Source organism: Pseudomonas sp. CFBP 8772 (assembly GCF_014841665.1).
In the GTDB taxonomy this organism is placed as follows: Bacteria; Pseudomonadota; Gammaproteobacteria; order Pseudomonadales; family Pseudomonadaceae; genus Aquipseudomonas; species Aquipseudomonas graminis_B.
The window spans coordinates 235,293-249,935 of sequence record NZ_JACYUI010000009.1; the positions used below are offsets into that span (position 1 = coordinate 235,293).

The 14,643-nt window shown below is 59.9% G+C and carries 15 protein-coding genes; 9 read left to right on the forward strand and 6 right to left on the reverse strand.

Features of this window, described 5'->3' with window-relative positions; all coding sequences use genetic code 11:
* Positions 1-11 precede the first annotated feature (11 nt).
* Together IFT99_RS18990 and IFT99_RS18995 are read left to right on the forward strand one after the other, a co-directional pair.
* Positions 12-419 (forward strand): heme-binding protein, encoded by a 408-nt coding sequence (locus IFT99_RS18990; RefSeq protein WP_192134301.1) that lies wholly within the window; start codon positions 12-14, stop codon positions 417-419.
* Positions 420-476: 57 nt separating this feature from the next.
* Positions 477-2,654, forward strand: coding sequence for a malate synthase G (locus IFT99_RS18995; protein WP_192134303.1), 2,178 nt, complete (start codon positions 477-479; stop codon positions 2,652-2,654).
* Positions 2,655-2,672: 18 nt separating this feature from the next.
* Here the strand turns inward: IFT99_RS18995 and IFT99_RS19000 are convergent, their stop codons facing one another.
* On the reverse strand, positions 2,673-3,689 hold the full coding sequence (locus tag IFT99_RS19000; RefSeq protein WP_065989526.1) for a LacI family DNA-binding transcriptional regulator: 1,017 nt from the start codon (positions 3,687-3,689) through the stop codon (positions 2,673-2,675).
* Positions 3,690-3,956: 267 nt separating this feature from the next.
* Here IFT99_RS19000 and IFT99_RS19005 point away from each other — a divergent pair, with 267 nt between their 5' ends.
* The 3 genes from IFT99_RS19005 (at position 3,957) to csrA (ending at position 6,742) form a co-directional block, all read left to right on the forward strand.
* On the forward strand, positions 3,957-4,484 hold the full coding sequence (locus tag IFT99_RS19005; RefSeq protein ID WP_192134338.1) for a gluconokinase: 528 nt from the start codon (positions 3,957-3,959) through the stop codon (positions 4,482-4,484).
* Positions 4,485-4,612: 128 nt separating this feature from the next.
* Entirely contained in the window at positions 4,613-5,965 is a 1,353-nt protein-coding gene (locus IFT99_RS19010) for a GntP family permease (protein WP_065989522.1), read from the forward strand.
* Between the two features lie 588 nt (positions 5,966-6,553).
* On the forward strand, positions 6,554-6,742 hold the full coding sequence (gene csrA / locus IFT99_RS19015; protein ID WP_065989520.1) for a carbon storage regulator CsrA: 189 nt from the start codon (positions 6,554-6,556) through the stop codon (positions 6,740-6,742).
* Between the two features lie 280 nt (positions 6,743-7,022).
* Here the strand turns inward: csrA and IFT99_RS19020 are convergent, their stop codons facing one another.
* Complete coding sequence (locus IFT99_RS19020) at positions 7,023-7,259, reverse strand: DUF465 domain-containing protein (RefSeq protein WP_065989518.1); 237 nt, start codon at positions 7,257-7,259, stop codon at positions 7,023-7,025.
* 162 nt (positions 7,260-7,421) lie between these two features.
* Here IFT99_RS19020 and IFT99_RS19025 point away from each other — a divergent pair, with 162 nt between their 5' ends.
* On the forward strand, positions 7,422-8,675 hold the full coding sequence (locus tag IFT99_RS19025; protein WP_065989516.1) for a M20/M25/M40 family metallo-hydrolase: 1,254 nt from the start codon (positions 7,422-7,424) through the stop codon (positions 8,673-8,675).
* An 84-nt stretch (positions 8,676-8,759) separates the two neighbouring features.
* Here the strand turns inward: IFT99_RS19025 and IFT99_RS19030 are convergent, their stop codons facing one another.
* Complete coding sequence (locus IFT99_RS19030; RefSeq protein WP_446731142.1) at positions 8,760-10,127, reverse strand: pyridine nucleotide-disulfide oxidoreductase; 1,368 nt, start codon at positions 10,125-10,127, stop codon at positions 8,760-8,762.
* Between the two features lie 954 nt (positions 10,128-11,081).
* Here IFT99_RS19030 and IFT99_RS19035 point away from each other — a divergent pair.
* Positions 11,082-11,396, forward strand: coding sequence for a hypothetical protein (locus IFT99_RS19035; protein WP_192134307.1), 315 nt, complete (start codon positions 11,082-11,084; stop codon positions 11,394-11,396).
* 12 nt (positions 11,397-11,408) lie between these two features.
* On the opposite strand, the gene IFT99_RS19040 is transcribed toward IFT99_RS19035, so the two are convergent.
* The 3 genes from IFT99_RS19040 to IFT99_RS19050 all read right to left on the reverse strand — a co-directional run bounded on the left by IFT99_RS19040 (position 11,409) and on the right by IFT99_RS19050 (position 13,055).
* The gene (locus IFT99_RS19040) at positions 11,409-11,870 is read right to left on the reverse strand and encodes a hypothetical protein (RefSeq protein ID WP_192134309.1); all 462 of its coding nucleotides are present in this window, start codon (positions 11,868-11,870) and stop codon (positions 11,409-11,411) included.
* Between the two features lie 86 nt (positions 11,871-11,956).
* A complete protein-coding gene (locus IFT99_RS19045; RefSeq protein WP_192134310.1) occupies positions 11,957-12,217 on the reverse strand; it encodes a DUF1652 domain-containing protein in 261 nt (86 codons plus the stop codon).
* 361 nt (positions 12,218-12,578) lie between these two features.
* Positions 12,579-13,055, reverse strand: coding sequence for a GNAT family N-acetyltransferase (locus IFT99_RS19050; RefSeq protein ID WP_065989503.1), 477 nt, complete (start codon positions 13,053-13,055; stop codon positions 12,579-12,581).
* A gap of 101 nt (positions 13,056-13,156) precedes the next feature.
* On the opposite strand from IFT99_RS19050, the gene IFT99_RS19055 reads away from it, so the two are divergent.
* Both IFT99_RS19055 and IFT99_RS19060 read left to right on the forward strand, forming a co-directional pair.
* On the forward strand, positions 13,157-13,360 hold the full coding sequence (locus IFT99_RS19055; protein ID WP_192134312.1) for a hypothetical protein: 204 nt from the start codon (positions 13,157-13,159) through the stop codon (positions 13,358-13,360).
* Positions 13,361-13,398: 38 nt separating this feature from the next.
* Positions 13,399-14,331, forward strand: a complete 933-nt coding sequence (locus IFT99_RS19060) for a hypothetical protein (protein ID WP_192134314.1) — start codon at positions 13,399-13,401, stop codon at positions 14,329-14,331.
* Positions 14,332-14,643: the final 312 nt, after the last annotated feature.

Sequence of the window (14,643 nt, forward strand, 5' to 3'; positions counted from 1 at the left end):
AGGAGAACTGCATGAAAACCAAATCCGTACTGACCCAGACCGAAGTCACCCAGATCCTCGCCGCGGCACGCACCGAGGCGCAGAACAATGGCTGGGCCGTGTCCATCGCCGTGACGGACGACGGTGGTCACCTGCTGGGCTTCGAGCGCCTGGACGGCTGCGCGCCGATTGGCGGGTACATCGCCATCGAAAAAGCGCGCACCTCGGCGTTGGGTCGTCGTGAATCCAAGGGGTATGAGGAAATGGTCAACGGCGGGCGTACCGCCTTCGTCACCGCGCCACTGCTGACGTCGCTGGAAGGCGGCGTGCCGGTGATCATCGACGGAGAGACCATCGGCGCGGTAGGTGTGTCCGGCGTCAAAGCCGACCAGGATGCGCAAGTGGCCAAGGCAGGGGTGGCGGCGTTGAGCGCGCAATAACGCCAGCCGCGACCGCCTGCCGCAACGCTGCAAACCCAATTCATGATGGAGACCGAGATGACCGAGTTCGTCAATTGCCACAACCTTAAAGTGGCGGCCAACCTCAAGCGCTTTGTCGACGAGGAAGTGATTCCCGGGACAGGCCTGACCCCGGAGCTGTTCTGGGCCGATTTCGACTCGCTGGTCCACGACCTCGCCCCGGTCAACCGCGAACTGCTGAAAGAGCGCGACCGCCTACAGGCTCAGCTGGATAAGTGGCACAAATCCAACCCCGGCCCGGTCACTGACATGCCGGCGTACATCGCCTTCCTCGACAGCATCGGCTACCTCAAGCAGGTACCGGCGCAGGTCCAGGTGTCCACCAACAAGGTGGATATCGAAGTCAGCGAACAGGCTGGCCCGCAATTGGTGGTGCCCGCTGCCAACGCCCGTTACGCCCTTAATGCCGCCAATGCGCGCTGGGGTTCGCTGTACGACGCGCTGTACGGCACCGATGCCATTTCCTCGGCGAACGGCGCCGAGATTAAAGCCGGTTACAACCCGCTGCGGGGCGAGAAAGTCATCGCCTTCGCCCGCGCCCTGCTCGATGAAGCCGCGCCCCTGGCCACCGGTTCCCACGTCGGCGCCAAGGCCTACGCGGTGGACAGCGGCGAATTGCTGGTCACCCTCGCCGACGGCAGCCCGTCGCGCCTTGCCCAGCCCGAGAAATACGTCGGTTATCAGGGCGAGCCGCGCCAGCCGAATGCGATCCTGCTGAAGAACAACGGCCTGCACATCGAAATCCAGATCGACCCCGCCAGCCCGATCGGTGGCACTGACCCGGCCGGGATCAAGGACCTGCTGCTGGAAGCCGCGCTGTCGACCATCATCGACTGCGAAGACTCGGTCGCCGCCGTCGATGCCGACGACAAGCTGGTGATCTACCGCAACTGGCTGGGCCTGATGAAAGGCGACCTGACCGAAGCGCTGGTCAAGAACGGCAAAACCATCACCCGTCGCCTGAACGCCGACCGCCAGTACACGGCCGCCGACGGCAGCGCGATTACCCTGCACGGGCGCTCGCTGCTGTTCATCCGCAACGTTGGCCACCTGATGACCAACCCGGCGATCCTCTACGACGGCAACAAGGAAATCCCCGAAGGCATTCTCGACGGCGTCATCACCAGCCTGATCGCCTTGCATGACTTGCATAACCGCACCAACTCCCGCGCAGGCAGCGTCTACATCGTCAAACCGAAGATGCACGGCCCGGACGAAGTGGCGTTTGCCAACACGCTGTTCAGCCGCATCGAAGACGCGCTGAAGATCCCGCGCAACACCCTGAAGATGGGGATCATGGACGAGGAGCGGCGCACCAGCGTCAACCTCAAGGCGTGCATCGAAGCGGCATCGTCGCGGGTGGCATTCATCAACACCGGCTTCCTCGACCGCACTGGCGACGAGATGCACAGCTCGATGGAAGCCGGGCCGATGCTGCGCAAGGGCGACATGAAAGCCACGCCGTGGATCAAGGCGTATGAGCGCAATAACGTGCTGGTCGGCCTGGCCTGCGGACTGCGCGGCCGTGCGCAGATCGGCAAGGGCATGTGGGCAATGCCGGACCTGATGGCCGACATGCTCGAGCAGAAGATCGCGCACCCGAAATCCGGCGCGACCACCGCGTGGGTGCCTTCGCCAACAGCGGCCACCTTGCACGCGCTGCACTACCACAAAGTGGACGTGAAAGCGGTGCAGCAGGAGCTGGAACAGGTCGACCTGGACAGCATCAGCGAAGACATTCTGCTGGACCTGCTGAGCATTCCGGTCGTCGAGAAGGCGGAGTGGAACGAGGATCAGATTCGCGAGGAAGTTGAAAACAACGCTCAAGGGCTGCTGGGTTATGTGGTGCGCTGGGTGGAGCAAGGCGTTGGCTGTTCGAAGGTGCCGGACATCCACAACGTCGGCCTGATGGAAGACCGCGCGACGCTGCGTATTTCCAGCCAGCACATCGCCAACTGGCTGCGCCACGGCGTGGTCTCCGAGGACTACGTGAAGGATGCATTGAAACGTATGGCAAAGGTCGTCGACCGGCAAAACGCCGGGGACTCGGCTTACACGCCAATGGCCGGCAATTTCGAGAAGTCAGTGGCCTTCCAGGCCGCCAGCGCGCTGGTGTTCAAAGGCCGCGAGCAGCCGAGCGGCTACACCGAACCGCTGTTGCATGAGTTCCGCCTCGCATTCAAGAAGGAGCATTGATCCAAGGGTGCGAGCGAGCTACGTGCTCTCCCGCACCACCAGTTCAAACCCCAGATCCACCTGTGCCTCTTGAACCGTGCCGTCCAGCAAGCCGAGCAGTAACTGCGCGGCGCGCTGGCCGACCTGTTCGCGCGGGGTGCGGATGGAGGTCAGGCGCGGCACCATGTGCGCCGAGCCCGGCAGGTCGTTGAAGCCGATCAGCGACACCTGCTCCGGAATACGAATGCCCCGCCGCAGGGCTTCCAGCGATGCGCCCTGGGCCAGGTCGTCATTGCAGAAAAACACCCCGTCGACGTCCGGGTGCGTTTCCATCAAACGGGCGAACAACTCACTCCCCAAACCGATGGACGACGGCAGCGGCGACGCCAATTGCAGCGCTTCGTCATACAGCCCTTCCTGCTCCAGCGCGCCGCGAAAACCGACGCCCCGTTGAATCACCCGTGGATCCAGCTGTGCCGACACATACGCCAGCCGCCGCCGGCCGCGGCTCAACAGATGCCGCGCCGCCTCGGCACCCGCCTGTTGCTGGGAAAACCCCACGCAGGGCTCGGCACGGGTCGGGTCCAGCTCCATCATGTGCACGCAGGGCACGCCACTGGACGCCAGCAACTGCTGCGCCGCCACGCTGCGGTCAAAGCCGGTCAGAAGAATACCGCGCGGCCGGTGGGACAGATGACTGCGCAGCAGGTTCTCTTCTTCTATAGGCGAGTAGTGATAGTTACCGATCACCACTTCAAGCCCGCGCGGGCGCAGAACCGTTTGAATCGCTTCAAGGGTTTCGATGAACAACTGGTTGGACAGCGACGGCACCAGCACCACCACCGACTGACTGTGCGAAGACGCCAGCGCCCGGGCGGCAGGATTGGTGACATAGCCTAGACTCAGCGCAGCAGCGCGGACTTTTTCCACCAGCTCCGGCGCCACAGTGGCCACGCCACGCAAGGCCCGGGACGCGGTAATCGGCGAGACGGCGGCCAGTTTGGCGACTTCGTTGAGGGTGGGACGACCGGTGGAGCGGGAACCAATACGTGTCATGCGTTGCCAACTGATTGGAAGAAAGCTGCGGGGGTTGCGATTGTGTGGGATGGGCTCTAAGGTAGCGCTATCTCACGGAGGCCCGCAACTTTTCGATCGATTCCACGACCGGGTTTTGCATCTCATGGATCAGCGAGATACCCATAACAATGACTACACCTGGAAACAGTCTCGCCGGACTTGCACACCATTCGGCGAAGACAGCGCTGTCTCCGGGACGAGGTTTTTATGACTACTGCTCCACATGCTATTTCCGCCATCGTGGTAATGGGTGTTTCCGGCTGCGGCAAGAGCGCCGTCGGCGAGGCCATCGCTAAAAACAGCGGCGGCCGCCTGATCGAGGGTGATGCGTTCCATCCTCCTGCCAACATCAAGAAGATGACCGACGGCCATCCCCTCGACGACAACGATCGCGCCGGCTGGCTGACCCGCCTCGGTGAAGAAGTGGCCGCCGCTGTAAAGAAGGGCGAAAAGCCCGTACTGACCTGCTCCTCCCTCAAGCTTATCTACCGTGAACGTCTGCGTGCAGCCGTGCCGGAGTTGGGCTTTGTGTTTCTGGAGCTGACCAAGGAACTCGCCACCGAACGCTGCTCCCATCGCCCGGGCCACTTCATGCCGGCCAGTCTGGTCGACAGCCAGTTCGCGACCCTCGAGCCTCCGTATAACGAGGACCGCACACTGGTGGTGGACGCGACCCAATCGATCGAGACCATCGGTAAGGAAGCAGCCACATGGTGGAGCGAGTCTGGCTCCGAGGCTCAAACCCCATCTGTCACCGCGCGCACCGGCTCTTGATCCTCGATCAGGCGTGAGCGGCAAAGGTAGCGCTGTCTCTGATGACGCTGCCCTTGCTTCACAGGGCAGAGAGCGACAGCGTCAAGCAGCAGCTCCAAAAAAACAAAATACAACGGAGAGACACCCCCATGTTCGGTATGACTCAAGACACGTATCTGCTGGTCGATGCGTTGGTGACCATCATTGGCCTTGTGCTTCTGATCACCAAGTTCAAAGTCCACCCCTTTATTGCATTGACCATCGCTGCCGGTTTTCTCGGGCTGACCTCCGGGATGCCGGTCGACAAAGTGATGAAATCGTTCCAGGACGGTTTCGGCGGCGTGCTGGGTTTCGTCGGCATCATCCTCGGCCTGGGCACCATGCTCGGCAAGCTGATGGCCGACTCCGGCGGTGCTGACCAGATCGCCCAGACGCTGATCCGTCGCTTCGGCAAGGACCGCGTGCACTGGGCCATGATGTTTTCGGCGTTTCTGGTGGGCATCCCGCTGTTCTTCGAAATCGGCTTCGTGCTGCTGATCCCGCTGGTGTTCATCGTTGCCCGTCGCAGCGGCGTGTCCATCGTCAAGATCGGTATCCCGTTGCTGGCCGGTCTGTCGGCCGTCCACGGTCTGGTGCCGCCGCACCCGGGTCCGTTGCTGGCGATCGGCATCTTCAACGCAGACATCGGCAAGACCATTTTCTACGGTCTGATCGTCGCGTTCCCGACCGCCATCATCGCCGGCCCGATCTACGGTAAATGGATTGCCAAGCGCATTCCGGGCAACCCGTCGAAAGAGCTGATGGACCAGATTGCCAAGGAATCGACCAACGACAACCTGCCAAGCTTTGCCATCACGCTGGTGACCATCCTGCTGCCGGTGTTCCTGATGCTGCTCAAGACGTTTGCCGACGTTGCGCTGCCAGCCGGTCACATCTTCCGCATCTGGATGGACTTCATCGGTCACCCGATCGCTGCTCTGCTGTTCGCCCTGCTGCTGGCGTTCTACACCTTCGGTTCGGCCCGTGGCTTCAGCCGCGATCACATCATCAAGCTGCTCGACCAGAGCCTGGCGCCAGTGGCCGCGATCGTGCTGATCGTCGGTGCCGGCGGTGGCTTCAAGCAGATGCTGGTGGACAGTGGCGTCGGTAACCTGATCGGCCACATGGCCGTGCAGGCGCAGATCTCGCCGATTCTGCTGGCGTGGCTGGTGGCTGCAGTGATCCGTATCGCCACCGGTTCCGCGACCGTCGCCACCATCACCGGTGCCGGGATCGTCGCGCCGGTAGTTGGCATGATCCCGGGCGTGAACCGCGAACTGCTGGTTCTGGCAACCGGTGCCGGTTCGCTGATTCTGTCCCACGTGAACGATGCGGGTTTCTGGCTGGTCAAGCAGTACTTCAACATGACCGTGGCTGAAACACTGAAAACCTGGACCGTGATGGAAACCATCCTGTCGGTGGTGGGCATCATCCTGATCATGCTGCTGTCGCTGGTCGTCTGATGCATTGATCGCGGCATATTGACGCGGCCATGCCTCCCTGTTGCATCCATGCCCACCCCCGCGGTGGGCATGTTCTTTCAGCCCCCCTCGCCCCCTTCCGCCCCTATCCCGATGTCGACGTCCGAGTCTTCAGGTCTGATAAACCGGGGCTTGATACAAAACCGTTCACACATCCCGTCATCAATTCGATTAAAGTTACGGCGTTTTGCCGGTACTCATTTCGGAAGTCTCCTACACTCCGTTCTGAGAACTCGTACGGGGCAATCTAATGAAAATTTCATCACCGGCCCGCATGAGTTCTTTGCAATAAAGGCTAAAGGAGTGTGGAATAGGCGCCGCGCGGAATCCGGCTATCAAACGATGGCCGATTTGCACGGGAATTTACCGCCAGTATCAGGCAAGATTCCTCTGCCGTTCGACCCAGGAGCGGCGCTAACTGTGACAAGACGATGAACCTGGGGAATTAAAATCGTACCAATGGCGTCATACTGATGAACGCATTTGGATGCAATCGGCAATCACCACCACCCAAAGGCTCACGCCAGCCTCCCGGTAGAGGCGCTTCATGAGGCCATCAAGGAAAAGATTATGTTGATACTCACCCGCAAAGTCGGCGAAAGCATAAACATTGGTGACGACATCACCGTTACCATTCTGGGCGTTCAGGGTCTCCAAGTCCGTCTTGGCATCAACGCTCCGAAAGATGTTTCAGTGCACCGCGAAGAAATCTACAAGCGCATCAAGGCCGAGGCTGCACCCGACCAGGATCCGCAATAAACCCTCCGGTTTATGCTTATTCGATTACTGTCAGCGGCCACCCGGTGCTGACAGATCGGCGACGGCGACTGACCAGACGCCGTTTTTTTTCGTCTGAACTTTGGATCCATCGAAGTCGCCCACGCCGATAACTAAGCGCGAGCGAACACACAGATCCAGCGTATTGGGCGATGCACTTCCAGATGCCGCGACAAGTTGTCAGGCATCCGGAATCGCCAACTAAAAACGGCCGACCTCCATAAGAGATCGGCCGTTTTAGTTGCTGAGTCGTTTGACCCGATCAGCCTGAGGTATTCAGGTGGCTGGCGATGGTGTCTTTGGCCTGCAGCCTTTTTTCCTTGAGCTTCTTCAACTCATCGTCGGGAATATCGCCCGCCTCTTCGGCGCTGACAATATGGATGTCCAGCTCATTGTAGTGCTCGACCAGGGCATTGAGCTTCGCGTCGGTGCCCTTGCGCTTGGCGAGCTCGTCTTTGGTGATGCTCAGGTCCGCGTACAAATCGTGCTTAACCGGCATGGGATGCCTCTCCTCTGATGACTGACGTAGGAATGTTGAGGGTAGCCCAGCCTAAAGGTTCGGCGTTTTTGTCGATGTGAATAACGCGTTTTGACATGCACGATCCTGTGCAACGGGCTACGGTGTCTCTCCAGCCCTTTTATGCCACTTCAAGGATCGACCATGACCTCACCGTTTTCCCGCTCTCTCCTCGCCAGCGCGCTGGCCTTCGGTATCGCCTTCTCCGCGGCAGCCCCTGCTTTTGCCGAGCCCAATAAACAGGTTCAGGCGGATGCCGAGCAATCCAAGGACGACGCGCTGAAGCTGCTGGAACAATTGGTCAATATCGATACGGGCTCCGGCTACGAGCCAGGACTGACCCAAGTGCGTGACATCGTCGTCGCCCAACTCAAGGCGCTAGGTGCAACCATCGAGATGATCCCCAACACCGCGCCGGACAAGAGCCAGCACGTGGTCGCGACGCTCAAAGGGAGCGGCAAGGCGAAGATACTGCTGATGGCGCACATGGACACCGTGTTCAAGGAAGGTTCCGCCGCCGCCCGCCCCTTCCACATCAAGGACGGCCGTGCGTACGGGCCAGGGGTGATGGACGACAAGGGCGGCATCGTTGCCGGCCTTTACGCGCTGAAGATTCTGAAGAAGCTCGACTTCAAGGACTACGCGCAGATTACCTTCCTGCTGGACGCCAGCGAGGAGACCGGTTCCGCCGCCGCCACCGCGCTGATCCAGAAGGTCGCCAAACAGCACGATGTGACCCTGAACCTGGAGCCGGGGCGCCCCGCCGACGGTCTGGTGATCTGGCGCAAAGGCAGCGCCACCGCAGTGGTTGAGGTAAAGGGCAAGGCGTCCCACGCCGGCGTCGCGCCGGAACTGGGGCGCAACGCGGCCATGGAGGTGGCGCATCAGATTCTGCAACTGGGCAAGCTGGGCGACGCCGAGAAGAAGACCACGATCAATTTCACCGTGCTCAACGCCGGCGATCGCACCAACGTCATCCCCGATCAGGCCACCGCCAAGGCCGATGTGCGCGCCGCCGTGCCGGAAGAGTTCGACCGCATCGAGAAGGATCTGGCGCGGGTGTCGGCTGACAAACTGATCCCGGACACCCAAGTGACCACCCGCCTGGAGCGCGGTTTGCCACCCATGCCGCAGACGCCGGAAACCGACAAGCTGGTTGATATCGCCCAGGGCATCTACGGCGAGATCGGCCGCAAACTGACCATCGAAGGCAGCGGCGGCGCGGCCGATGCGAGCCTCTCGGCCGGGGTCGGCGTGCCAACCCTGGATGGCTTCGGCATCGTTGGCGGCAATATTCACACGCCCGAGGAATACGCGGAAGTCGACAGCGTGTCGCCGCGCATCTACCTGCTGACGCGGATGATCATGGAGCTGGCGACGCACACTCCGGGCAAGTGACCGACGCCTGGTCGCCTCTGGGGCAAAAAAAATCCCGGGCTGCCTAACCAAAGGAGCGCCGGGATGCAGATGTTGCAATGTGCCTCAGGATTGCGCGTTGATCAGCACGGGCCAGAGGAACGGCAAACGTTCCTCGCTGCGACTGGACACCCACCGCGGCGTCGCAGCGACCGGCTGCAGTGCCGGGGTCTGCAAGCGGGTCAGGACCGAATCGATCACCACGCCGCTGGCGTCGTGATGGAACTGCCAGACCCCATAGATGCGGCCGTCAAACGACGCTTCGCTGCCCAATCGCGGATCAACCCCCAGCCCGGCCCCCAGGCCGAACAGGTGCAGGCCGTGCAGGCGTTGACCGCTGGCGTCGAGCGGGCAACCCGTTGGATCTGAATCCAGCCCGCCCTTGACCTCCATCAGCGTGATGGCCTCGCCACCGGCATGACTCAAGCCTGGCAGCAACGGCTGATAGCCCGTGCACTGCACGACGATGTCGGCTTCCGCCAGCGCCAGACGGGCGCGCTCGAACTGATCGGTCGGACCCTGATGGGTTTGCAGCAGCTGCACGCGTACGCCGGTCTTGCCGATCTGGCCTTTGGACAGGGCTTCACGCCCCACGTCCAGCGCCCGATAGCGCAAGCCGCCTGACCGGTTGACCCGCCCCGACACCGGGCAGACATCCCTGACCGCATCGAACACATAGCCTGCATCCAGCGCGGCCTGAGCGGTTTCGTAAAACAGGCGGATCGGCGAACGGTGGACCAGCGTGACCTCCTCCAGACCGGCAAACTCCAGCGCGTCGGCCAGGTTTTCCAGCACCGAGAACGCACTGTGGGAACCACCCACGACGCACACCCGACCCTTGGCCGCCAGCGTCTTCGCGAAGAGATGGCTCAGTTGCACGGCGTTCATTCTCAGCAGCGCATCGGCGCTCTCGATCTGCGCCGAGGGCGGCACCGCGAGGCCTTGATCTGCCAGGCTGTCGAGGAGATGCTGCGGGTCCTGCCAACCCCCCAGATTGAGGACGACTGCACGGCTGCGAATTCGCTGACTGCGGCCATCGGACTCGACCCACACCTGATAGTCATCGCCGTCGCGCACGATCTCGGTGATCGTCGTGCTGCTCCATAACTTCACGCCGTACCGCTCGACGATAAAGTCGAGCACCAGCGTCGAGGCTTCCGCCAGCAGTTCGGCGACGTCCGCCAATTGCGGCGCACTTTGCGCCTGACGACGGATGCGCCAATAAGCGGGCGAATGTTCGAGGGGTTCGAATACATCACGCAAAGCCGGGTCGCGCAGGCAATCCAGGAACACATCGCCCACCGAGTTGGCGGTGATCCGGTAATCGCCCAAACGACCCGTGCCCGGCGTGGGACTTGCGTCGACAATGATTAAACCTTCCTTGGCCAGTTCTGGCATGGCGCCACTTTTCAATGCGTTGAAAAGCAGTCCCATTCCCGCAGGTCCGGCACCCCCTACTACGCAACCGCAAACGGTTTCCAGATGATCTCCTTGCATAAGTGTCACTCCACGCTGGGTCGTTACCGTATCGCCACGTGCGTTATAAACCGCCGCACTTGCGTGCGCGTTCAACCGCTATCGCTGAGGCGATGTCTGGACTTTCAAGTTAAAAAATAAAGGCGCTGTTATTGAACTACTGCACTCGGCAGGCATGACAACCGCGGTGATTTGCGTCACGTTTGCGGCTCTGGAAGGTCGGACGATCAATGCGCGGTCGATCAATCGGCGCAGGCTCTGACACGCTGCTTGCCGGGTGGCGGGGCCTTTTCCGAGCCTGCCCGGGTGCCTATTCTTTACGCTGCTCTTTTCAAGGTTTCTCCAGGGACGCTACCGCCAACTCGTCGCGCGTCTGAAAAGATTAATCCCGAAAAGAGAAGTGTCGACGCTTGCACTAAGTGCAGATCATCAGACTTGAAAACGTAAAGTGATGGTTGCAAATAACCGGCGAAGTGTCAATTTTCCGAGAAAACGTCCTGCGTGACGATTTCAATACACAAGTCATTGTTTTATATAGATTTTTTAAATGTGACGCCATTATTCCGTCGCACAGGCAAGCGCCCATGGATTTATAAAATAAGAGCCTTTCGCAATTTAATCTCAGATCTCATGTCGTTGACGGATATAAGCGGCTTTCTTCGCAACATGCGACGTGCTTTTAGTGTCACGCTCCGCTTGTACTGTCCTATAACCGTTTAAGTGCCGTCGTGTTTATTGACGTCAGAATTATCGACCCCGGTAATCACCATCACTCTCCCGAAAAGCACGGGCACGCACTGGCGTATCGGATGAATGGAGAACTATCGTCAGCAGCGATGAGAACTATTCCGGCCTGCCATGCCTCCATTGTCATGCTTGAACACTTTCCAATGGACAGAGAGAGGTGACCTTATGAATGCTGACAAAACCCGTCGGTCCAGCATCGCCGAAATTGATTATTCGCGGGACACGCTGTTTGGGCCTATCCCCATGCAGGCAACCTGCCGAGTGCGGCTTACGACCATAGAACACGACGGCCACCGCCTGCGCGAGCTGACGATCATCGGTGACGTGCCGGACTATCTGCCCAAGTCAGCCGTCATCCGAGTTGCAATGGATGGCCGCATCGAAGCAGGGCCTGTTCGCGAGCACTATGCGGTTCAAGACAATGGCGAAGAGCAGTTCAAACTGCTCTTCGAAGATGAGCACCGTCGCCGGATGCATTGAGAAAGGTGGGGCCTACTGCGCGCTGTTATGCACGTGGATCGCCTGAGCGATGCCCGTTGGCTTGCTGGACTGCGGATCAGGTGTCGTGAGGGGTGCAGCGCCAAGGGGCGAAGACGGCGCGCTAAACAGCAGGGCCGCTGCTGAAGCCGACGCCTGTTCAGGCGTGGCGGAATCGGCGCTCGCAGCCTGATCCGGCAAAATGGCGGCGCCGTAGCGCAGGCCTTCCACCTGAGGTTTGACCTCCAGCACAGGCTCCGGTGGCAGGAGCTGTTGCCGTTCCAGGGAAGTCATGGGCGGTCGGAAGCTGGCATTTCGCATTTCCAGCTGCTCCAGCATCGTGACGATCGTCACCGCGCCTACCACCACAATGCCCAGCAGGCCGCCGACGCCGATCATGACCTTGCGCCGACGGCGCAAGGGTGCCGCTGGTCTCTGCTCTTGTACTGCCTCAATCTCGGGTTGCGCCTGCGCCATGCAAATCCTCAATATCCCGCCTGGCCTCTCAGGGCCGATGCTGACCAACATAAGGCCGAACGGCGATTATTGCTAGAGCCCTGCGCTCAGCTCGCCAGTGCGTGGGGGTAATGCCTGGCCTTTGCGAGCTCGGCCTGAAGCTCCCGGATCAGCGCGCACAAGGCGTGGCTGTTATCGAGTGAGTCCAAGGCAATATTGGAAGCGAACAGTTCGACGTGCTCGGTCGCGGGGTCGATGACTTCAACCGTCATCAGGTCCCCCAATACGGTGCAGTGACACCGCAGGGGCAGAAACGCGCTTTCTATAATGCTGCGCAGTTCCAGGTTAGAGAGCGTACAGGCAATCATCGTCAATCCTCCACAGGCAGGACTGGTTGATGCGTTCAGCCGCTCGCCTGACTATCAATACCCCATTCCACGAAGGTGGAGAAGTTTCCCGTACCCCGTCCGCCATCCGGCAATCAGGGATATTCACCTTATACGCCGCGCCCCAAAGTGAGGCAAACAGCTGCCTACCACACGAAAATGGCTGCGCACGAGCCAAGTTGCTCGAGGAAAAACGATTCACCGGATTGGAAACGCCGCGGCTCATCGCTTAATTGGCGGAATAATGGGATTTATCGCCCGGGAGGGGCCGAGGGTTGTGCTCATCCGTTCGTCGGGCAGCCGTGAGGCGCCCGACGACTGGCGTCATTAAGCTGTCTGTGGGTCAGCTTCGAGGCAACTTGAGATGGATAAGGGCGACGCGCGCGCCTCGCTTGTCCAGGCGCTCTTCAATGGCGAAAGGCTTGAAACCGAGCTTGGGGTAGAAGAGCAGTCCGGGGACGTTATGGTTGAAGCAGGAGGCGGTCAGCTCCGCCGCTTCGTGTTTGCCGAACGCCAACTCCATCATGCAGCCGATCATGTAGCGGCCAACGCCTTTTGAGCGAAAGCGCGGATCGATGATGACGTTGCCCATGGAACAACGGCCTCTGAAATCGTATCGGGAGAAGTTGGCGAATCCGACTACTTGGCCGTCCAATTCGATGACGGTGTTGTCCGAACGCTGCGCGATGGATTCATTGAGCTGCTCCGGTGTCAGCGGGAACACCGCCTTTGGAAACATATAGAAGAGCTCATCAATGCTCTGGGGCATGTCGCAGATAAAAGGGACGTCTTTTTCTTCCAGGGGGCGATGGACAAACATGCTGGGTTACCTCTCGAAGAAACAGGAGCCGTGGGCGGACTATGGCTGTCAACCTGCGGGGCTGATGTTATGAGACAACGTCCACACATAAATGTGCCGGAATGTTGCGCGTTGACGGAATTCGTCGCAAAGGATTGTCGCAAACCTTTGACAGGCATGGAAATCCATTGACCGGGCAGAACGCATCCGTCGATTTATCGGGTTCATGCATTTTGCACGAACACATCAAAATCCCTATTCCACAAGCAATTGATTTTATTGGTTTTTTTAAAGAAGCGGTCGCTGGCACAGGCAGTGCACCGTAATGGGGAGAAGCACAACATCATTCGCACGGAGCAGCACAATGAACGTCTCACCTGATTCTTATCCTGCCGCTGTAGAAGAATCCTCCTCGGTCTCAGGCGTGTCCTGGGGGGCCATCTTCGCGGGTGCCGCCGGCGCCGCCGCGCTGTCCTTAATTCTGGTCCTGCTGGGATCGGGCCTCGGTTTCTCGGCGATGTCGCCTTGGGCCAACGAAGGTGCCAGCGCGAAGACGATCGGTATTTCCACGGTCGTCTGGCTCGCACTGACGCAGATCGTGGCCTCCGGTCTTGGCGGTTACCTCGCCGGCCGCCTGCGCGTCAAATGGGCCAACATGCACGGTGACGAAGTTTACTTCCGTGATACTGCGCACGGTTTCCTGTCGTGGGCTGTGGCGACGCTGGTCGCTGCCGCGTTGATCGTCGGTTCGGTCAGCGGCATCGTTGGCAGCGGCGTGAAAGCCGGCGCTACCGCGGTTGCCGGTGTTGCAGGTACTGCCGCCACCGCGGCCGGTTCTGCAGCGGGCAATACCAGCAGCGATCAGTATGGCTATTACATCGATTCGCTGTTCCGCGATGATCGCCCTGCCGCCGTCAGCGATGATGCTGCCCACGGTGTCGTAGTACGTATCTTCACCAAAACCATGGCCAACGATGGTCAGCTGGCGCCGGAGGACCGTACTTACCTGGCACAGCTGGTCGCTCAGCGTACCAACATGAGTCAGGCCGATGCCCAGGCGCGGGTTGATCAGGTTTATGGTCAGGCCAAGCAGGCCGTGGCTGATGCCAAGCTGAAAGCTCAACAGGCTGCCGACGCTGCCGCGAAGGCCGCTGCAACCGCTGCGCTGTGGACTTTCGTTTCGCTGCTGTGCGGTGCGTTCGTCGCGAGCCTTGCTGCCATCTGGGGTGGTCGTCGTCGTGATGCGGTGACGTATGTCGAAACCCGTGCTTATTCCAATACTTCCAGCATTCGCTGATTAAGGAGAGTCATCATGCGTTCACTACTTCTGTGGTTCCTCGGCATTCCAATCCCTATCATTATTTTGATTGCGCTGTTTGTGCATTGATTGAGTGATTGATTAAAGATCCGCGCTGTTCTCCCCGAGGCAGCGCGGATTTTTTTGGTCTGCCGGAAAGTGGGTCTGTCAGTTTTAGAGATCAAGAGCGTCTGCCTAAGGGCAGACTGTTTCGCCTTCGGCGACTTACTTTTGAAAAGCGGTGTGTGTCAACGTAGTTGTCGCTTTAGATCTTAAGCAGCTTGTCTGTTTACAGGATCACGCTCTCGATTC